14 protein-coding genes are annotated in these 20317 nt (G+C 74.0%); 6 read left to right on the forward strand and 8 right to left on the reverse strand.

Features of this window, described 5'->3' with window-relative positions:
- Window positions 1-126 precede the first annotated feature (126 nt).
- The 7 genes from ACFC0B_RS29120 to ACFC0B_RS29150 form a co-directional block, all read right to left on the reverse strand.
- A complete protein-coding gene (locus ACFC0B_RS29120; protein WP_376092118.1) occupies window positions 127-1206 on the reverse strand; it encodes a PadR family transcriptional regulator in 1080 nt (359 codons plus the stop codon).
- Between the two features lies 1 nt (window position 1207).
- Window positions 1208-2125, reverse strand: a complete 918-nt coding sequence (locus ACFC0B_RS29125; protein WP_376092121.1) for a DUF4097 domain-containing protein — start codon at window positions 2123-2125, stop codon at window positions 1208-1210.
- A gap of 203 nt (window positions 2126-2328) precedes the next feature.
- Window positions 2329-2508, reverse strand: coding sequence for a DUF6104 family protein (locus ACFC0B_RS29130; RefSeq protein WP_030309148.1), 180 nt, complete (start codon window positions 2506-2508; stop codon window positions 2329-2331).
- 49 nt (window positions 2509-2557) lie between these two features.
- Window positions 2558-4573, reverse strand: a complete 2016-nt coding sequence (locus ACFC0B_RS29135) for a serine/threonine-protein kinase (RefSeq protein WP_376092125.1) — start codon at window positions 4571-4573, stop codon at window positions 2558-2560.
- Between the two features lie 284 nt (window positions 4574-4857).
- Window positions 4858-8631, reverse strand: a complete 3774-nt coding sequence (locus tag ACFC0B_RS29140) for a multifunctional oxoglutarate decarboxylase/oxoglutarate dehydrogenase thiamine pyrophosphate-binding subunit/dihydrolipoyllysine-residue succinyltransferase subunit (protein WP_376092128.1) — start codon at window positions 8629-8631, stop codon at window positions 4858-4860.
- Window positions 8632-8952: 321 nt separating this feature from the next.
- On the reverse strand, window positions 8953-10083 hold the full coding sequence (locus ACFC0B_RS29145; protein WP_376092131.1) for a sensor histidine kinase: 1131 nt from the start codon (window positions 10081-10083) through the stop codon (window positions 8953-8955).
- A gap of 84 nt (window positions 10084-10167) precedes the next feature.
- Window positions 10168-10905 carry a response regulator transcription factor gene (locus tag ACFC0B_RS29150; RefSeq protein WP_376092134.1) on the reverse strand — a complete coding sequence of 246 codons (738 nt, stop codon included), beginning with the start codon at window positions 10903-10905 and terminating at the stop codon, window positions 10168-10170.
- A 549-nt stretch (window positions 10906-11454) separates the two neighbouring features.
- Between ACFC0B_RS29150 and ACFC0B_RS29155 the strand changes: the two genes are divergently transcribed.
- From ACFC0B_RS29155 to ACFC0B_RS29170, 4 genes are all read left to right on the forward strand, one after another.
- Window positions 11455-12243: a rhomboid-like protein gene (locus ACFC0B_RS29155; protein ID WP_376092137.1), complete on the forward strand. Its 789-nt coding sequence runs from the start codon at window positions 11455-11457 to the stop codon at window positions 12241-12243.
- A gap of 137 nt (window positions 12244-12380) precedes the next feature.
- Entirely contained in the window at window positions 12381-14795 is a 2415-nt protein-coding gene (gene lon, locus ACFC0B_RS29160) for an endopeptidase La (protein WP_376092140.1), read from the forward strand.
- A 78-nt stretch (window positions 14796-14873) separates the two neighbouring features.
- Window positions 14874-15467, forward strand: coding sequence for a GtrA family protein (locus tag ACFC0B_RS29165; protein WP_376092143.1), 594 nt, complete (start codon window positions 14874-14876; stop codon window positions 15465-15467).
- The gene (locus tag ACFC0B_RS29170) at window positions 15460-16677 is read left to right on the forward strand and encodes an ROK family protein (protein ID WP_376092146.1); all 1218 of its coding nucleotides are present in this window, start codon (window positions 15460-15462) and stop codon (window positions 16675-16677) included. The genes ACFC0B_RS29165 and ACFC0B_RS29170 overlap by 8 nt, the downstream gene beginning before the upstream one ends.
- On the opposite strand, the gene ACFC0B_RS29175 is transcribed toward ACFC0B_RS29170, so the two are convergent.
- On the reverse strand, window positions 16674-17777 hold the full coding sequence (locus tag ACFC0B_RS29175) for an ABC transporter permease (protein WP_376092149.1): 1104 nt from the start codon (window positions 17775-17777) through the stop codon (window positions 16674-16676). The two genes, ACFC0B_RS29170 and ACFC0B_RS29175, sit on opposite strands and share 4 nt — an antisense overlap.
- A 112-nt stretch (window positions 17778-17889) precedes the next feature.
- Between ACFC0B_RS29175 and ACFC0B_RS29180 the strand changes: the two genes are divergently transcribed.
- Window positions 17890-18375, forward strand: a complete 486-nt coding sequence (locus ACFC0B_RS29180; protein WP_376092152.1) for a MarR family winged helix-turn-helix transcriptional regulator — start codon at window positions 17890-17892, stop codon at window positions 18373-18375.
- A 137-nt stretch (window positions 18376-18512) separates the two neighbouring features.
- Window positions 18513-20063 carry an MDR family MFS transporter gene (locus ACFC0B_RS29185; RefSeq protein WP_376092155.1) on the forward strand — a complete coding sequence of 517 codons (1551 nt, stop codon included), beginning with the start codon at window positions 18513-18515 and terminating at the stop codon, window positions 20061-20063.
- Window positions 20064-20317 lie beyond the last annotated feature (254 nt).

Raw genomic sequence — 20317 nt, forward strand, 5'->3', positions numbered from 1 at the left:
CCGGGGGGCGGGGGGGCGTGTACTGCCCACGGTGGCCCCCCCCCCCCGCCCGCCCCGGGGGGGGGGGCCCCCGCGCCCCGGCCGCCCGGGCCCCCCGCGCGGGGTACCGGGCCTCCGTGCTCCGGCTCAGTCGAGCAGGCGCTTCAGCCGCTCCCCGGCCGCGCCCAGCACGCCGCGGGCCTCGGCGAGGCGTTCGGGCGTCACCCCGCCGTCCCGGGCCGCGTCGCGGACCTGGTCGCGGAACCGGTCCAGCAGCCGCTCCAGCTCCCGGGCCGGGTCGCCGGCCGGGTCGGTGGCGGCCCACGGCGGCAGGTCGGCGGCGGCCCCGCCGGCCGGCTCGTCCTTGTCCAGGTCGATCCGGGTGACGGTGACCCGCTCGGCGGCCGGCGCACCGCCGACGGGCCCGGCCGGCCCGTCGGACGGGTGGCCCCAGCGGGCCGCGTCGGCCAGCCCGGCCAGTCCCTTGGTCAGCTCGGAGAGCCCCTCGGCCAGCCCGGTCGGCCAGTCGCCGCGGGCCGCGTGGTCGCGCACCTGCTGCTCGACCCGGCGCTTGATCCGCAGCGCCTCCTGCTGGGCCGCCGTCCGCGCCGCCTTGGACTGCTCGCGCAGCCGGCGGGCCTCCTCCTCGGCCGCCTTGGCCTTGGCCTTGGCGGCCTTCTCCTGCTCCTTGGCCCGCTTGGCCTGCTCCTTGGCCTGCCGCTTGAACTGGGCGAACTCCTCCTTGGCGCGCTGCCAGGCGGCCTGGTCGCCCCACGGCCCGGCCCACGGGTTGCCGGTCGCCCCGTCCCCGTCCTCGGCCTCCGGCCGCGGCGCGTTCCTCCGGGCCTGCTCGGCCGCGCCCCAGAGCTGCTCGCGCAGGTCCTGGGCGCTGTCCCGGACGTCCTCGCGGATCGCCCCGGCGAGCTGGGCCACCGAGTCGTGGATCTCCAGCTCCAGCTCGTCCAGCTCGCCCTGCCGGGCGGCGAGTTCGGCGCGGCCCGCGTCGGTGAGCCGGTAGACCTTGCGGCCGCCCTCGGTGCTGTGCGCGACCAGCCCCTCCTGCTCCAGCTTGGCCAGGCGGGGGTAGACGGTGCCGGCGGACGGCGCGTACAGGCCCTGGAAGCGCTCCTCCAGCAGGCGGATGACCTCGTAGCCGTGGCGCGGGGCCTCGTCGAGCAGCTTGAGCAGGTAGAGCCGGAGCCGGCCGTGGCCGAAGACGGGGGTCATGTCAGGCCTCCTTGGTGAGGTCGGGGCCGGTGGACGGGCCGTCCCCGGCGGGCAGCTCCCGGACGGCCGCCTGGGCGTCGTCCTCGGCGTCGGGCCGGTGCAGCACGGTGACCGCGCCGGAGACGGTGGTGACCGAGAGGCTGCCCTTGCCGTCGCCGAGCTGGCCGGAGAGGCGCTTGGTGCCCCAGCTGCCGCCGACCTTGAGCTGCTCGAAGCTGGAGGAGAGGTCGCCGCTGGTGGTGCCGGCCTCGACCCGGGTGTCGGCCAGCGAGGGGAGCCGGACGCCGACCGCGCCGCTGACCGTGTTGACCTTGATCTCGGTCGGGGAGTCGGCCGCGAGGTCCAGGGTGACCGCGCCTGTCACGGCGTTGGCGGACACCTTCTCGGCGGTGCCGGCGACCACGGTGAGCCGGCCCGAGACGGTGTTGAGCCGCAGCTGGCCGGCCACCGACTGGGCGTCCACGTCGCCGGTGACGGTCCTGGCGTCGGTCCGGCCGGCCAGGCCGACCAGGGTGATGTCGGCGTTGGCGGTCTGGGTCGAGACGTGCCCGGTGATGCCGGAGACCGTCGTCGTGGCGGAGACGGTGCCGACCTTGACCTCGGTGCCGGCCGGCACGGTCAGGGTGACCGCGGCGGTCCGCTTGCGCTTGAAGGAGGAGAGGAAGCCCTTCACCGAGTCGACCGACTTGAGGACGTCGCCGAAGTCGTTCCAGCTGCTGAGGTCCTTGTAGGTGACGGTGAGGACGCCGTCGACCAGGGTGACGTGCAGCGCCTCGCCCTTGAGCTCGGTGACCTCCAGGCGGGCCGGGCCCTCGGCGGCGACCACGTTGACCGCGCCGTCGACGGTGCGCACCTGCAGGGTCCGGACCGTCTCCTCGATGGTGATCCTGTCGGGTCCTTCGACCGTCCACTGGCTCATCTCTGCCGCCTCCCGTTTCGGACTCGCGATGTATCGCGTTCTCTCCCTGAAGACGATATATCGCGTGACGGCGAAGTCAAGGGAACCCCACCCCGAGGCCGACCCGGAGCGGACCCGGAGACCCGCCCCTACGGGGGCGCGCGAAAGGGCCCGGAGGCGGGTGCCTCCGGGCCCTTTCGACGGCCGTTCACCGGGTCAGCCGGTCACTCGTCGTCCTCGTCGTCGAGCCGCGCCAGCCAGGTGGCCAGCCGCTCGACCGGGACCTCGAAGTCCGGGTTGAGGTCGACGAACTCGCGCAGGCGCTCGGCCAGCCACTCGAAGGTGACCTCCTCGTCGCCGCGCCGGCTCTCCAGTTCCTCGATGCCGCGGTCGGTGAAGTACACGGGTTCGCTCCGGTCCGATGGGGATTCGACCTGGTCAGGATAGACCGGGTCAGCTCGCCCGCCAGGTGGACAGGGTGACCTTGGCGGCGCCGGTGGTGGGGTCGGCGACCTCCACGGCGGCGATGGCGATGTTGCGGGTGGTCCGGTCGCGGATGCACAGCAGCCGGCCCGGGGTGACCCGGTTGAACGTCAGGTCGGTGTCCGGCCGGGAGTCGATCGCGGCGACGCACTGCTCCGGGGTGACGGCGGCGTCGGTGATCACCGCGAAGTCGGACTTGTTGTCGCCCGCGCTCGCGAAGGAGTCGGCCCGGCTGCCGCTGGAGGTGGACTCCCGGCTCAGGCCGAGCCCCCACTTCAGGTCGCCGCCGCGCGGGACCACGGTGCCGGCCGTGAGGTCGATCCGGTACGCCTCGCTGGAGTACTCGGCGGCCGGGATGGCCAGCGCCTTCTTCTCGATCACCGGCTGGTAGCCGGTCGGCCGGGCCGGCGCGGTGACCCCGCCGGCCGTGGCCGACCTGCTCGGTGCGGCGCTGACCGGCGCCGAGGTCGGGGTGTCGGCCGCGGCGGACGGCGCGGTGGCGGCCGCCGACGGGGTGCCGGCCGGCGGGGCGGCGGCGGGCTGGGTGGCCGCCGGGGCGTCCTGGGCGGAGCTCGTCCTGTCGTCGTCCTTGCCCATCTTGGACAGCGCCACCCCGCCGACCGTGCCGCCGAGCGCCATCACCAGGGCGACGGTCAGCAGCACCTTCCAGGAGACGCCGCCCTTGCGGGCCGGCTCCGGCGCGGCCGCCGGGGTGTCGGTGACCACCGGCCCGGGCGGCGGGGTGTCGTAGGACGGCGGCTCCGTGCGCAGCTGGACGGTCGGCGGGGTGCCGAGCAGCGGGCCGGTCGGCGCCTCGGCGGGCGTCTGCGCGGCGCCGTACGCGCCGAGCGGCGGCGGGACGAAGCCGGGTGGCGGGGTGTCCGGCCGGGCCGGGCCGAAGCCGGGCGGCGGCGGGCCGAAGGACGGCGCGGTGGGCTGGTGGGTCGGCGCCGCGGCCGGCGGCGGCGGCGCGGCGAGGTGCCCGCCGGTGGGCGGACCGGCGGGGGGAGCGGGCGGGGCGGCGGGCGAGGCCGGCAGCGGGGTGGGCGGGGTCTTCGGGAGGTCCGAGCGGCGGGTGATCTCGGTGTTGACCTGCTTGGGCAGCCAGTCGTCGGAGAACCGCAGCTGTCCGCCGACGCTCGGGTGGTTGCGGGCGATGTCGATGATCTCGGCCGGCCGGGGCCGGTCCTCGGGCGACTTCGCGAGGCAGCGCAGGACCAGCTCGCGCAGCCCGGCCGGGACGGCGTCCAGGTCGGGCTGCTCGTGCACCACCCGGTAGAGCACGGCGGTGTCCGGGCCGTCGCCGAACGGCGCGGCGCCGCCGGCCACGTACGCGGCCAGCGCGCCGAGCGCGAACACGTCGGTGGCCGGGGTGACCGGGCGGCCCTGGGCCTGCTCGGGCGACATGAAGGCGGGCGAGCCGATCCGGTAGCCGGTGCCGGTGAGCGCGGTGGCGTCGGCGGCCCGGGCGATGCCGAAGTCGATCACCCGCGGGCCGTCGCCGGCCACCAGCACATTGGCCGGCTTGAGGTCCCGGTGGACCACCTCGACGCTGTGGATCGCCTGCAGCGCCTCGGCGATGCCGCCCATCAGCAGCAGCACGGTGCGGACCGGCAGCGCGCCGTTCTCCCGCACCACCTGCTGCAGGGACGGGCCGGGGACGTACGCGGTGACCAGCCACGGGGCGTCGCCGTCCAGACCGCCGGAGTCGATCACCTGGGCGGTGTAGAGGCCGTGGATCCGCTGGGCGTTGGACACCTCCTGGGCGAACCGGCGGCGGAACTCGCCGTCCTCGGCGAACTCCGGGCGGACGACCTTGAGCGCCACCGGCCGGCCGCCGGGCGTGTACGAGAGGTAGACCCGGCCCATGCCGCCGGCCCCGAGCCGGGCGAACAGCCGGTAGCCGCCGACCTCCCGCGGGTCGTCCGGGAGCAGCGGCTGGAAGACCGGTGGGAGCGGGGCGGCGGGTGGCGTGTCGGCGGTCATGCGGTTGATCCCCCTGGGAGAGCGGTGAGGTCCACCGGCCACCGACGGCGGGCGCGCGACGGGCGCCCGGGCGGCGGCCCGGCGGGCCCTAACCTATCGACCCGTCAGGAGGGCGCGCAGGTGGGTGTGCGTTTGGTTGCAGAGCTGGGACCTTCGCACACACCCGGTGCGCGCCGGACCGCACCGGCGCGGACCGCACCGGCCCCGGGAACGGCGGCGGCCCCCCGTTCCCGCCGGAGTCCGGGGGGAACGGGGGGCCGTGGGTCACGCGGCCGACCGGGGGGTCAGATCGTGAAGATCTCCTCCAGCAGCTGCTGCTGCTCGGCACCGTGCCGCTTGGCCGAGCCGACCGCCGGGGCCGAGGAGGCCGTGCGGGCGACGCGGCGCAGCCGGGCGCCGTTGGCGCTGCGGCCGACGACGACCTGCAGGTGGTCGACCAGGTTCATCGCGATGAACGGCCAGGCACCCTGGTTGGCCGGCTCCTCCTGCGCCCAGATGAACTGGACGTCGTCGCCGTAGCGGGCCAGCTCCTCCTGGAGCTCGGCCACCGGCAGCGGGTAGAGCCGCTCGACCCGGACGATCGCCGTGTCGGTGACGCCGCGCTCGGTGCGGGCCGCCTCGACGTCGTAGTAGAACTTGCCGGCGGTGATGACCACCTTGCGGACCTGCGCCGGGTCGACGGTGGTGTCACCGATGACCGGGCGGAAGGAGCCGGACAGGAACTCCTCGGTGGCGCTCGCCGCGGCCTTGAGACGCAGCATCGACTTCGGGGTGAAGACGACCAGCGGCTTGTGGTGCGGGTTGTGCGCCTGCCAGCGGAGCAGGTGGAAGTAGTTCGACGGCAGGGTCGGCATGGCGACCGTCATGTTGTTCTGCGCGCACAGCTGGAGGAAGCGCTCCGGGCGGGCGGACGAGTGGTCCGGGCCCTGGCCCTCGTAGCCGTGCGGCAGCAGCAGGGTGACGCCGGAGTGCTGGCCCCACTTCTGCTCGGCGGAGGCGATGTACTCGTCCACCATGGTCTGCGCGCCGTTGACGAAGTCGCCGAACTGCGCCTCCCACATGACCAGCGCGTTCGGGCGGGTCAGCGAGTAGCCGTACTCGAAGCCCATCGCCGCGTACTCGGACAGCAGGCTGTCGTACACGGTGTAGCGGGCCTGGTCCTCGGTGAGGTACTGCAGCGGGGTGTAGTCCTCGCCGGTGGCCCGGTCGATCAGGACGGCGTGCCGCTGGCCGAAGGTGCCGCGGCGGCTGTCCTGGCCGGCCAGGCGGACCGGGTGGCCCTCCATGAGCAGCGAGCCGATGGCGAGGGTCTCGCCGGTCGCCCAGTCGATGGTGTTGTCCTCGACCGAGGCGGCGCGGCGCTGCAGCTGCGGCAGCAGGCGCGGGTGGACGGTCAGCCAGTCCGGCAGGTTGACCTGGGAGGCGGCGATCCGCTTGACCATCTCCTGGGAGATGCCGGTCAGGATGGTCACCGGGAAGTCGGCGACCGGCTTGCCGCTGGTGGCGGCGGCCGGGGCCTGGGCCGCGTCGCGGACCTCGGCGAAGACCTTCTCCAGCTGGCCCTGGAAGTCCTGGAGCGCCTGCTCCGCCTCTTCCATGGTGATGTCGCCGCGACCGATCAGGCCCTCGGTGTACAGCTTGCGCACCGAGCGCTTCTTGTCGATCAGGTCGTACATCAGCGGCTGGGTGAACGACGGGTTGTCGGCCTCGTTGTGACCGCGGCGGCGGTAGCAGATGAGGTCGATCACCACGTCCTTGTGGAACTCCTGGCGGAACTCGAAGGCGAGCCGCGCGACGCGGACCACGGCCTCCGGGTCGTCGCCGTTCACGTGGAAGATCGGGGCCTCGATCATGCGGGCCACGTCGGTGCAGTACATCGAGGAGCGGCTGGACGCCGGGGCGGCGGTGAAGCCGACCTGGTTGTTCACCACGATGTGCACGGTGCCGCCGGTGCGGTAGCCGCGCAGCTGCGACATGTTCAGGGTCTCCGCGACGACGCCCTGGCCGGCGAAGGCCGCGTCGCCGTGGATCTGGATCGGCAGCACCGGGAAGGTGGTGCCGCCCTGGTCCAGGATGTCCTGCTTGGCGCGGGCGATGCCCTCGACGACCGGGTCCACGGCCTCCAGGTGGGAGGGGTTGGCGGCCAGCGAGACCTTGATGGTCTCGCCGTCCAGGCCGGTGAAGGTGCCCTCGGAGCCCAGGTGGTACTTCACGTCGCCGGAGCCGTGCATCGACTTCGGGTCGAGGTTGCCCTCGAACTCGCCGAAGATCTTGCCGTACGGCTTGCCGACGATGTTGGCCAGCACGTTGAGGCGGCCGCGGTGGGCCATGCCGATGACGGCCTCGTCGAGGCGGTGCTCGGCGGCCGAGTCGATGGTGGCGTCCAGCAGCGGGATGAGCGACTCGCCGCCCTCCAGCGAGAAGCGCTTCTGCCCGACGTACTTGGTCTGCAGGAAGGTCTCGAACGCCTCGGCCGAGTTCAGCCGGCGCAGGATGCGCAGCTGCTCCTCGCGCTCGGGCTTGGTGTACGGCTTCTCCAGGCGCTCCTGCAGCCACTTGCGCTGCGTCGGGTCCTGGATGTGCATGTACTCGATGCCGACGGTGCGGCAGTAGGTGTTGCGCAGCAGGCCGAGGATGTCGCGCAGCTTCATCATCCGCTGGCCGCCGAAGCCGCCGACCGCGAACTCGCGCTCCAGGTCCCACAGGGTGAGGCCGTGCGTGGTGACGTCCAGGTCGGGGTGCTTGCGCTGCTTGTACTCCAGCGGGTCGGTGTCGGCCATGAGGTGGCCGCGGACCCGGTAGGAGTGGATCAGCTCCATGACGCGGGCGGTCTTGTTGACCTCGTCGTCGTGGGTGGTGGCGACGTCGGTGGCCCAGCGGACCGGCTCGTACGGGATCCGCAGCGACTCGAAGATCTCGTCGTAGAAGCCGTTCTGCCCGAGCAGCAGCTGGTGGATCGTGCGCAGGAACTCGCCCGACGCCGCGCCCTGGATGACGCGGTGGTCGTAGGTCGAGGTCAGCGTCATGATCTTGGAGACGCCGAGGCGGGCCAGGGTCTCCGGGGCGGAGCCCTGGAACTCGGCCGGGTACTCCATGGCGCCGACGCCGACGATGGTGCCCTGGTTCTGCATGAGGCGCGGCACGGAGTGCACGGTGCCGATGCCGCCGGGGTTGGTCAGCGAGACCGTGACGCCGGTGAAGTCGTCCATGGTCAGCTTGTTGGCGCGGGCCCGGCGGACGATGTCCTCGTAGGCCTGCCAGAAGCCGAAGAAGTCGAGGGTCTCGGCCTTCTTGATGGCCGCGACGACGAGCTGGCGGTCGCCGTTCGGCTTGACCAGGTCGATGGCCAGGCCGAGGTTCACGTGCGCGGGCTTGACCAGGTAGGACTTGCCGTCCTCCACCTTGTAGCTGTGGTTCATGCCCGGCGAGGCCTTGACGGCCTGGACCAGGGCGTAGCCGATCAGGTGGGTGAAGGAGACCTTGCCGCCGCGGGCGCGCTGCAGGTGGTTGTTGATGACGATGCGGTTGTCGATCAACAGCTTGGCCGGGACGGCGCGGACCGAGGTCGCGGTCGGCACCTCCAGCGAAGCGTCCATGTTGGTCGCCACGGCCTTGGCCGGGCCGCGCAGCTGGATCAGCTCGGGGCCGGCCGGCTCGGGGGCGGGCGCGGGCGCCGGGGCGGCGGCCTTGGGGGCCGGCGGAGCGGCGGGAGCGGCGGCGAGCGGCGCGGGGGCCGGAGCGGCGGGCGTCACCGGGGCGGCCGGGGCCGGCTGCACCGGCGCGGGGGCCGGAGCGGCGGGGGCCTGGGCGGCCGGAGCGGCAGCTGGCGCGGGGGCGGCGGCGGGGGTCGGCGTCGTGCCGACCGGGGTCGCGGCCTGGGTCACTGGGGTCACCTCGGTACCGGGCTTGTAGTCGGCGAAAAAGTCCCACCAGGCTCGGTCGACCGAGTTCGGGTCCTGGAGGTACTGCTGGTAGATCTCGTCGACGAGCCACTCATTGGGGCCGAAGCCAGTGGAGCTTGCCGAGCTGTTGGGGTGTTCAGGGGACTGTGGCGACACGGCGGCAACCGCCCTCTTCCGCTTCCTTTTGGGATGTTTGGACAGCGGGGATTAAGGCTACGCCTCCGACCAGTGATCGCGCAGTCCCCGGGGGGCAGGCGTCGCCCAGATCACAGTCCTGACCTGCGGTTTGGCTGAAAATGTGCGTTAGAAACGCGCATCGGAGGGGAACCGACCGGTTCCGACCGACACCCAAATGCAAGTAAAAGCGGACAAAGTAGGTCATGTGCCCCGGGGGCGGCTCTGTGTCGGATCTGTGACATTTGTCCCCTTCCCTGTCGTCCGGCCCGCGGTTTCGGCCGCCCGGCCCGCGCGCGGTGCTCAGCGCGGGCCGGGCAGCCGGACCTCGATCCGGCAGCCGCGGGCGGCCTCGGCGACCTCGATCCGCCCGCCGTGCAGGTCCACCGCCCAGCGGGCGATGGCCAGGCCCAGTCCGGTCCCGCCGTCGGAGCCGGGGCCGGAGGCGGTCGCGGTGCCGCTGCGCCCGAACCGCTCGAAGACCCGGGCCCGGTCCGCCGCGGGGATGCCGGGGCCCTCGTCCTCGACCTCCAGCAGCAGTGCGCCGGGACCCTCGCCGGGCCGGGCGCGGACGGTCACGGTGCCGTTGGGCGGGGAGTGCTTGCAGGCGTTGTCGACCAGGTTGGCGACCACCTGGTGGAGCCGCTCCGGGTCGGCGACGCCGGTCAGGCCCGCCGGGCTCACCTCCAGCGCGAGCCGGACGTCCCCGCGCCGGGAGAACGCCCCGCCCGCCGTCGCGCCGTCCACGGTGACCCCGCGCAGCACGCCGTCCAGGAACTCGCGCACCTCGAAGGGGCGCGCGTCGAGGTCGACCACGCCGTCGTCGATCTTGGAGAGGTCGAGCAGGTGGGCGACCAGCCGGCCGAGCCGCTCGGTCTGCTCCAGCGCGGCACCCAGGGTCGCCGGGTTCGGCTGGACGACGCCGTCGACCACGTTCTCCAGCACGGCGTGCAGCGCGGCGATCGGCGTGCGCAGCTCGTGCGAGACGTTGGCGACCAGCTCGCGGCGGTGCCGGTCGGCCGCCCCCAGATCGGCCGCCATCTGGTTGAAGGTGGCGGCCAGCTCGCCGATCTCGTCGCGCGAGTTCACCTCGACCCGGCGGCTGTAGTCGCCGGAGGCCATCGCGCGGGCGGCGGCGGTCATGTCGCGCAGCGGGGCGGTCAGCCCGTGCGCGAGGAACTGCATGAAGAGCAGCGAGGCGATCATCGAGAAGATCATGATGATCCGGATCTGGGTCTCGGACCGGATCGCCACGACCACCATGCCGGTGGCCAGGAAGACCGACACGATCACCAGGAGGGCGAGTTTGCCCTTGATCGAGCGGACCGGGTCGAGCGGCCGGATGTCGGCCCAGACCCGTTGCGCGGCGCGGGCGGCCAGTGTGGGCGGCCGACTGCCGTCGAGGTCCCCGTTGCGTTGCTGTGGAAAGGTCATTGGTCCCCTGTGATCCCCCGCGTGGGTGCGCACGGCGGTCCTGGACGCGGGCCCCCCGGCGGCCCGGTGTCCGAAGGTACGCCGCTACGAGAGCGGGGCCTCCAGCGCGTATCCGACGCCGTGCACGGTGCGGATCCAGCTGGCGCCGATCTTCCGGCGCAGTGCCTTGACGTGGCTGTCGACGGTGCGGGTGCCGGACGCGTCCGTCCAGTCCCAGACCTCGGCCAGCAGCTGCTCGCGGGTGAGCACGGCGCGCGGCTGGGCGGCCAGGCAGGCGAGCAGGTCGAACTCGGTCGGCGTCAGGTGGACGTCGCCCGCGGCCAGCCGGACCCGGCGCTGCACGTGGTCGATCTCCAGCTCGCCGAAGCGCAGGCTGCCCAGCGCGGGCGTGCGGGCGGCCTGCTGGGCGCGCTCGACGCGGCGCAGCAGGACGTTGACCCGGGCTGCCAGTTCGCGCATGGAGAAGGGCTTGGTCATGTAGTCGTCGGCGCCGACGCCGAGGCCGACCAGCAGGTCCGTCTCGTCGTCCCGCGCGGTGAGCATCAGGACCGGTACCGGGCGCTGGGCCTGGATCCGGCGGCACACCTCCAGGCCGTCGAAGCCGGGCAGCATGATGTCGAGGACGACGAGGTCGGGCTGCCAGGTGTGGAAGCCGTCGACGGCGCCCGGGCCGTCGTGGGCCACGGCGACCTTGAAGCCCTCCGCGCCCAGCCGGGCCGCGATGGACTCGGCGATCGTGGGCTCGTCCTCGACCACCAGCACTCTGCGCTGACTGCTCACCGTGCCGCCGGCGTTCTGGTTGTCCTGCTGAATTTCTGTCACGGTCACGCCACCGCCCCCAGGGCTGCGGGCCGGCCATCTGTGGGGATGGCGAAGGCTCCGCTCGTAGTCTTGTTCCGTCGTGGACTGTGCCGGGTCCGCCGTCCCGTCGCGTGCGCGGTGTCCGGCGAGCGGGTGTGTGCCGCTCACTTCTCCCGCACACCTCGCAGCGTACGGACAGCGGGTGATTCCCGGCAGGTGGACCGGGCATTTCCGGCCCGCGGGCCGGCTTGCCGGGCCGACCGTCGGGCCCACTCGGAAGTGGGCACGGGCCGATACCTTACCCGGCGTTTTTTCACTCCGTAACGGTACGTATGCACATCGGTTCGCGCCAAGCCGCCGGTCAGCGGGGACGGGCACCCGGAGGGGTGGAGAAGGTCTGGACCAATTCGGCCGCCCCGCGATCCCCCCGCGCCCAGCGTTCTCCCAGCCGGCTCCCAGGAGCCGGCCGTACCGTGGCCACGACAAATCACGGGGGGTGGGATTTCCGGTACGCACCGGTACGTTGGACACGCCGGAGGCGACGGCTGCGGGCGTTGGAGCGGAGGCGGCATGACGGAGCGACAGGCGCGCGCCGGGCACGGCGGGCCGCCGTACGGGCTGCTCCGGCACGGTCTGCGCGCCGGGGCGGTCGACTGGCTGCTCGCCCGGGTGCCGACCCCGCGGCGCAACCCCTTCGCGCTCGGCTACCTCGCCGTGGTCGGCGCCACCACCACCTTCGCCGGGCTGGCCGACCCGGACCTCGTGCTCCGGCTCCAGGAGGCCTCCAGCTCGGACGGGCACAACCTGCTGCAGCACCCGCTGCGCGCCCTGCTGCTCAGCGGGTTCTGGGTGGCCGGCCCGGACTGGGTCCCCTACCTGTGGGCCTTCGCCCTCACCGTCGCGCCGCTGGAGCGCCGGGTCGGCCCCGCCCGGGCGGCGGTCGTCTTCGCCGCCGGGCACATCGGCGCCACCCTGCTCTCCCAGGGGGTGGTGATCGTCGGGGTGGAGAGCGGGCGGCTGGAGCCGGCTGCGATGGACTACCTGGACATCGGCGTCAGCTACGGCGTGCTGGCCAGCCTCGGCGCGCTGGCCGGGCTGCTGCGGCCGGGCGGGCGGGTGGTCGCGCTCGGGCTGGCGGCGGCACTGATCGGCGGGCAGATCGCCGAGGACCGGGACCTCGTCACCGGGGTCGGCCATCCGGCGGCGCTGCTGGCCGGGGTGGTGCTCTGGCGGTGGCTGCGCCGTCGGGACGGGCGCCGGTCGTGTCCCACCCGGCTCGGGGCGTCCGTCGCGCGCCCCCGATCCGCGTCCGCGCCGGCCTCCGCGCCGCGCCGGGCGGCTGTGCTGGACCGGCTCTGAGCCTGGTCCGGCCCCGGTTTTGACAGGCTCACCAGGACTCCTTCACCGTTCGCTCACGGCGAACGGGAGCCCGGGAACATCCGGCGGCTCCCCATCCTTAGTCAGGTCGACTCAAGTTCACTGACCGGGGAGAGATCATGGCATCGACGTCCACTCCGCTCACCCTGCCCGTGCTGCCGCTCGACGACGAGGTCGTCCTGCCGGGCATGGTCGTTCCGCTGGACCTGAAGGACACCGAGGTCCGCGCCGCCGTCGAGGCCGCGCGCGCCGCCGCCACGGGCAGCACCGGGAAGCCCCAGGTCCTGCTGGTCCCGCGGGTGGACGGCTCGTACGCGGCGGTCGGCACCCTCGCCACCGTCGAGCAGGTCGGCCGGCTGGCCGACGGCCCCAACGCGATCGGGCAGCCCGCGGCGCTGGTCCGCGCGGTGCGCCGGGTGCGCATCGGCGTTGGCACCACCGGGCCCGGCGCCGCGCTCTGGGTGGAGACCACGCCGTTCCGGGAGTCCTCGGTCGGCACCCCGGTGGCCGGCCGCGCCGCCGAGCTGGTCCGGGAGTACAAGAGCCTGTCCACCCAGTGGCTGCGCAAGCGCGGGGCCTGGCAGATCGTCGACCGGGTGGCCGCCGTCGAGGGCGTCGGCGAGCTCGCCGACAACATCGGCTACGCGTCCTTCGCCACCGCCGAGCAGAAGCTCAAGGTGCTGCTGGAGGCCGACCAGGTCGCGCGACTGGAGTACGCGCTCGGCCTGCTCCGCGACCACCTCGCCGAGGAGGAGGTCAACGACACCATCCGCAAGGACGTCGAGGAGGGCGTGGCCAAGCAGCAGAAGGAGTTCCTGCTCCGCCGCCAGCTGGAGGCCGTCCGCAAGGAGCTGGCCGAGCTGAACGGCGACCCGGCCGACGAGGAGGGCGACTACCGCGCCCGGGTCGAGGCCGCCGACCTGCCCGAGAAGGTCCGCGAGGCCGCGCTCAAGGAGGTCGACAAGCTGGAGCGCTCCAGCGACCAGTCGCCCGAGGGCTCGTGGATCCGCACCTGGCTGGACACCGTCCTGGAGCTGCCCTGGAACGAGCGCACCGAGGACTCCTACGACATCGCCGGCGCCCGCGCGGTGCTGGACGCCGACCACGCCGGCCTGGCCGACGTGAAGGAGCGCATCGTCGAGTACCTGGCGGTCCGCAAGCGCCGGGCCGAGCAGGGGCTCGGGCTGGTCGGCGGCCGCCGCGGAGGCGCGGTGCTGGCCCTGGTCGGCCCGCCCGGCGTCGGCAAGACCTCGCTCGGCGAGTCGGTGGCCCGTGCCATGGGCCGCGAGTTCGTCCGGGTCGCGCTCGGCGGCGTCCGGGACGAGGCGGAGATCCGCGGCCACCGGCGCACCTACGTCGGCGCGCTGCCCGGCCGGCTGGTCCGCGCCCTCAAGGAGGCCGGCTCGATGAACCCGGTCGTCCTGCTCGACGAGATCGACAAGGTCGGCTCCGACTACCGGGGCGACCCGGCCGCCGCCCTGCTGGAGGTGCTCGACCCGGCGCAGAACCACACCTTCCGCGACCACTACCTGGAGGTCGAGCTGGACCTCTCCGACGTGGTCTTCCTCGCCACCGCCAACGTGCTGGAGGCCATCCCCGAGCCGCTGCTCGACCGGATGGAGCTGGTGCGCCTGGACGGCTACACCGAGGACGAGAAGGTCGTCATCGCCCGCGACCACCTGCTCCCGCGCCAGCTGGAGAAGGCCGGGCTCAAGGGCGAGGAGGTCGCGGTCGACGAGCCGGCGCTGCGCAGGCTGGCCGGCGAGTACACCCGCGAGGCCGGCGTCCGGAACCTCGAACGGGCGATCGCCCGGGTGCTGCGCAAGGTCGCCGCGCAGAACGAGCTGGGCGAGCGCGAGCTGCCCGCCGCGATCGGCGCCGAGGACCTGCGCGCCCTGATCGGCCGGCCGCACCACGTCCCGGAGGCGGCCCAGGAGCCCGCCGAGCGGCGCACCGCGGTGCCCGGCGTGGCCACCGGCCTGGCGGTCACCGGGGCCGGCGGCGACGTCCTCTACATCGAGGCCTCGCTCGCCGACGCCGAGACCGGCGGCACCGGGCTGACCCTGACCGGCCAGCTGGGCGACGTCATGAAGGAGTCCGCGCACATCGCGCTCTCCTACCTGCGTTCGCGCGGCGCCGAGCTGGAGCTGCCGGTCACCTCGCTGCGCGACCGCGGCGTGCACCTGCACGTCCCGGCCGGGGCCGTCCCCAAGGACGGGCCGAGCGCCGGCATCACCATGACCGCGGCGCTGGCCTCGCTGCTCTCCGGGCGCAAGGTGCGCACCGACGTGGCGATGACCGGTGAGGTGTCGCTGACCGGGCGGGTGCTGCCGATCGGCGGGGTGAAGCAGAAGCTGCTCGCCGCCGACCGGGCCGGGATCACCACGGTGATCATCCCCAAGCGGAACGAGGCCGACCTGGACGACGTCCCCGCCGAGGTGCTGGAGCGGCTGGCCGTCCACCCGGTCGCGGACGTCCGGGAGGTGCTGGAGCTGGCCCTGGAGCCGGCCGGCGTGCTGGTGGCGGCGGCCTGACGGCGGCGGCCCGCGGCCCGTCCCGTCCGGTGGACCGCCGGACGGGACGGGCCGCGGGGTGCGTGCCAGACTGCGAAGGTGCCGTCCTTGACCCAGCGCGTCCTGGCCCGGGTGCCGCAGGGGGTCCGCCCCCACCTGGTCCGGCACCGGCGGCTGGTGAAGTTCCTGCTGGTCGGCAGCGGCTGCTTCGTCCTGACGCTGCTGATCAACTACGCGCTGCGGCTCACCGTGCTGGAGCGCAAGCCGGTGGTGGCGCTCACCGCGGCGACGGCGGTCGGCACCGCCGTCTCCTACCTGCTCAACCGGCGGTGGAGCTTCCGCTCCTCCTGGCGGCGGCGCGAGCCGCTGCTGTTCCTGCTGGTGAGCGCCGCCGCCATCGCCGTCAACGTGCTGCCGCTGATCGCCTCGCGCTACCTGTTCGACCTGCGCGAGCCGTGGGTCAGCCCGGTGACCCAGGAACTCGCCGACTTCCTGAGCGGGATGGTGCTGGGCACCTTCGTGGCGATGCTGTTCCGCTTCTGGGCGATGCAGCGCTGGGTCTTCACCCGGACGGAGCAGCCCGGAGGCGTGAGGGTCGGCGGCGCGGGTCCGCAGCCGGGCCCGCAGCCGGGTCCGCCGCTGGGTGCACGGGTGCGGTCGGCGGAGGCCGGAGCGGGTGAGCGCGATGCGTGAGCCGCAGGGTCCGCGGGCGGGCGGGCCGGCGAGCCAGCAGGGGATGCGCCGGAGCAATCTCGCGCTGGTGCTCCGGGCCATCTCCCGGACCCCGCGCTCGCGCGCCGAGGTGGCCGCCCGGACCGGGCTGACCAGGGCCGCCGTCTCCTCGCTCGCGGAGGAGCTGATCGCGGCCGGACTGGTGGTCGAGGAGGGCCCGGCCGCCCCCAGCGGCAAGGTCGGCCGGCCCGGCACCGCGCTCGGGCTCAACCGGGACGGCCCGGCCGGCCTCGGCGCCGAGATCGGGGTCGAGCACCTGGGCGCCTGCGTGGTCGACCTGCGCGGCGAGGTCCGCGCCTGGCGCCGCCAGGAGATCCGCAACCGGGGCCGGCAGCCCGCCGCCGTGATGGCCGACCTCGCCGAACTGCTGCGCCGGGCCGCCGCCGACGCCGGACTGCGCCCGGCCGGGCTGGCACTGGCCGTGCCCGGACTGGTCGGCGCCGACGGCGCGCTGCTCCGGCGGGCGGCCAACCTGGGCTGGCGGGACGTCGGGGCCGCCGCCGAACTGCGGCTCGCGCTGCGCGCCGCCAGTGCGGGGGACCTCGCCGAGCTCCCGGTGCGGGCCGACAACGAGGCCAACCTCGGCGGGCTCGCCGAGCTCTGGCTGGGCGGCGGGGCGGAGCACTTCCTGCACGTCTCCGCCGAGGCCGGGATCGGCTCGGCGATCGTCGTCGACGGCCGGCTGCTGCGCGGGGCGCGCGGCTACGCGGGCGAGCTGGGCCACGTCCCGGTGCATCCGGAGGGGCCGCGCTGCGCGTGCGGGGCGCACGGCTGCCTGGAGCAGTACGCGGGGGAGTCGGCGGTGCTGCGCGCGGCCGGGCTGGAGGGCGTCCGGGGCGACTGGGTGGCGCTGCTCGCCGAGCGGGCCGGGGCCGGGGACGAGGAGGTGCGGGCGGCGCTCGCGGGCGCCGGGGCCGCGCTGGGCATCGCGGCGGCCGGGGCGGTCAACCTGCTGGACCCGGCCGAGGTGGTGCTGGGCGGCGGCTACGCCCAGCTGGCGCCCTGGCTGCTGCCCGCGATGCGGGCCGAGCTGGCCGCCCGGGTGACCGTCCGGCCCTGGTCGGAGGAGCGGCTGACGGTCTCCCGGCTGGGCCGCCGCGGCCCCCTGCTGGGGGCCGCGGTCGGCGTGGTCCGGTCGCTGCTCGCCGACCCGGGCCGGCTGGAGCCTTAGGCCCCGTCCTCGGCCGTGACCAGTTCGCGGCTCAGGTGCGAGGGCCTGCGGAGGACGGCGGCGAAGGTGATGCCGACGCCGACCAGCGCCCAGACCAGCAGGACCAGCAGCGGCTGGGTCAGGTTGGTGCTGTCGAAGTAGGCGATCGAGCGGGTCGCGTCGGTGCCGGCGCCGTTCGGGAACCAGGCGCCGATCGCGCGCCAGAACGGCGGCATCAACGGCGGCGGGAAGACTCCGCCCGCGCTCGGGTTGCCGAGCACCACGAAGATCAGCACCGCGATGCCGATGCCGATGATGTCGAACAGGCACTGCAGGGCCATGGTGAACGCGCCGACCGCGAAGACCACCAGCGCGCCGACGGCGGACAGCGCCCAGAACGGGCCGGGCAGCGCGTCCAGGGCGGTCTGGACGATGATCGCACCGCCGATGCCGGCCGCGACCGAGTACAGCGCCAGGGTGCCGAGCCGGATCAGCGCCCGGTTGGCGTTGGCGGGCTTGGCGCCGGCGCTGACGCCGAGGATCGAGGCGACCAGGTAGCCGCCGACGCACCAGCCGATCACCAGGTAGAAGGAGGAGAGCCCGTTGGCGTCGCCCTGGGCGAGCGGCACGACGTCCTGGACCACGACCGTGCGGCCCTGGCTCTTCTCCAGGCCGGTGACGATGGTCTCGGCGGCCCGGGCGGCGGACGGCCCGCGCGCGTTGGCGACCATCAGCACGTCCTCGGTGGACGCCGGGTTCACCACCAGCGCGGCGTAGATCTTCTGGTCCTTGATCTGCTGGGTGGCGCTCTCCGCGTCCGGCGCGGTCACGGCCCGCACGGCCTCGTCCGGGACCGACTCCAGGCCCTGGACCAGCTTCGGGGCGACCTGCGGCGGGGCGACCACCGCGATCGACAGCTCGTGCGGCTTCGGCTGGTGCAGCGCGCCCACGTACGAGGTGACGAAGCCCAGCTGGAGGAGCAGCACGCCGATCACCAGCAGCGCCGCTCGCGGGGTGACCGCGCCCTTCAGCTCGGCCGCGAAGCCCTTCTTCGGTGCCGGTGCGGGCGCGTTCTCCGGTGCTTCGGCGGACTCTTGTCCCTGCTGCCCTGGGGCGGTCATGCACATCTCCTTGCGTATCGGGGGAAACCGGGTACTTAATAGCATGAACTAGTTTCGCCGAGGTTTCTCCCGCGCCGGGGGCGGTCCGGGTGTGCTGCGGGATACTGGCGCGGTGAGTACGCCGAACGAGGATCGCGCCGAGGGCCCGGACGAGGACCCGCTGCTGGCGGTGGAGCGCGAGGTGGGGGTGCTGTTCCGGCGCGGCCGGGCCCGGATGTCCGAGCTGTCCCGGCGGGTCCACCCGCAACTGGAGGGCATGGCGTACAGCCTGCTGAGCCACATCGAGCAGGCCGGATCGGTGCGGGTGACCGACGTCGGCGTGCACTTCGCGGTCGGCAAGGCGACGGTCAGCCGGCAGATCCGGGCGCTGGAGGAGCTGGGCCTGCTGGCCCGGGAGGCGGACCCGCAGGACCGCCGCTCCGCGCGGGTCTCGCTCACCGAGGACGGCCGGCGGCGGTTCCTGGCCGCCCGGGCCGCCCGGCTGGGCCGGGTGCGGGAGCTGATGGAGGGCTGGCCGGAGGAGGACGTGGTCCGCTTCGCCGAACTGCTGCACCGCTTCAACGACGTGGTCGGCGAGGCGGCCGTGTCCGCCGGCTGAGCGGGGCGCGCGGGGCGCGCGGGGCGCGTGGGGCCCGGGCCGGGATCGGTCCGGGCTTTACTTGCTCTTGAAGAATGTTGCCCAAGTCAACCATCCAGCCTTATGGTTGCTACAGGCAACTATTCCGAAGGACCTCGATGACCGCCACCGCCACGCCTGCCGCGACCGGAGCCGCCGACACGACCGACCAACCGATGACGCACCGGCAGGTGATGGAGGCTCTCTCCGGCCTGCTGCTCGGCCTCTTCGTCGCCGTGCTCTCGTCGACCGTCGTCTCCAACGCGCTGCCGCGCATCCTCACCGACCTGCACGGCGGCCAGTCCGCCTACACCTGGGTGATCACCGCGACCCTGCTCACCCTCACCGCCTCCACCCCGATCTGGGGCAAGCTCTCCGACCTCGCCAGCAAGAAGCTGCTGCTGCAGATCGCCCTGGTGATCTACATCGCGTCCTCCGCGCTGGCCGGCCTCTCCCAGAACACCGGCGAGCTGATCGCCTGCCGCGCCCTCCAGGGCATCGGCGCCGGCGGTGTCACCGCCCTCGCCCAGATCTGCCTGGCCGCGATGGTCCCGCCGCGCGAGCGCGGCCGGTACAGCGGCTACTTCGGCGCCGTCTTCGCACTCGCCACCATCGGCGGCCCGCTGATCGGCGGCGTGATCGTGGACACCTCCTGGCTCGGCTGGCGCTGGTGCTTCTACGTCGGCATCCCGTTCGCGCTGGCCGCGATCCTGGTGCTGCAGCGCACCCTGAAGCTGCCGGTGGTCAAGCGCCCGGTGAAGATCGACTACCTGGGCGCGCTGGTGATCACCGGCGCGGTCAGCCTGCTGATGATCTGGATCACCCTGGCCGGCAAGAACTACGCCTGGCTCTCCTGGCAGACCGCGGCCATGGTCGGCGGCGGCCTGCTGCTCGGCGCGATCGCCGTCGTCGTCGAGCGCCGCGCGGCCGAGCCGATCATCCCGCCGCACCTGTTCAAGCACCGGACGGTCACCCTCGCCGCGCTGGCCAGCGTCCTGGTCGGCATCGGGATGTACGGCGCGACCACCTTCCTCAGCCAGTACTTCCAGCTCGCCCGGGAGAAGTCCCCGACGGTGGCCGGCCTGATGACCCTGCCGATGATCCTCGGCCTGGCCGTCTCCTCCACCGTCGCCGGGAAGATGATCACCAAGTACGGCAAGTGGAAGGCCTACCTGGTCAGTGGCACGCTGCTGCTGGCCATCGGCTTCGGCTTGCTCGGCACCGCCCGGGCCGACACGAACTACGGCCTGCTCTCCGTCTACATGGCGGTCACCGGCGTCGGCCTCGGCCTGACCATGCAGAACCTCGTGCTCGCCGTCCAGAACACCGTGCCGCGCGCGGAACTCGGCGCGGCCAGCTCGGTCGTCACCTTCTTCCGCACCATGGGCGGCGCGATGGGCGTCTCGGCGCTCGGCGCGCTGATGAACAACCGGGTCGGCCACTACCTCGCCGAGAACCTGGCCGCCGCGCACGTCCCCGCGGGCGGCGGCTCGCTCGGCGGCGGCATCCCGGACCTGCACCGGCTGCCCGCGCCGCTGGTGCCGCTGGTCACCGACGCCTTCGGGCACGGTGTCGGCGTGGTCTTCCTGGTCGCGGCGCCGTTCGCGCTGCTGGCCTTCGTCACCGTGCTGTTCATCCGCGAGACGGTGCTGCGCACCGGTCAGGACTGAGCGGGCCGCGGCGGAACGCCGGAGGGCGGGAGCGGATCACCGCTCCCGCCCTCCGGCGCGGTGGGCCTGCGCCGCCGGCGAGCCGCGTCCGGGAGGCCGGCGCGGCGTACCGGGGGCGGGCCGTACCCGTCGTGCGGCGGAACGCCGGAGGGCCGGGGGGGGTGGGTGCAGGCCCCCCCCCCCCCCCGTGCGGGCCATCCCCCGCGCCCCCCGCATGTTTGGGGTAAGGGGGCCCCCCGGAACGGACGCCCCCG

The organism is Kitasatospora sp. NPDC056184, assembly GCF_042268405.1.
Classification (GTDB): Bacteria; Actinomycetota; Actinomycetes; order Streptomycetales; family Streptomycetaceae; genus Kitasatospora.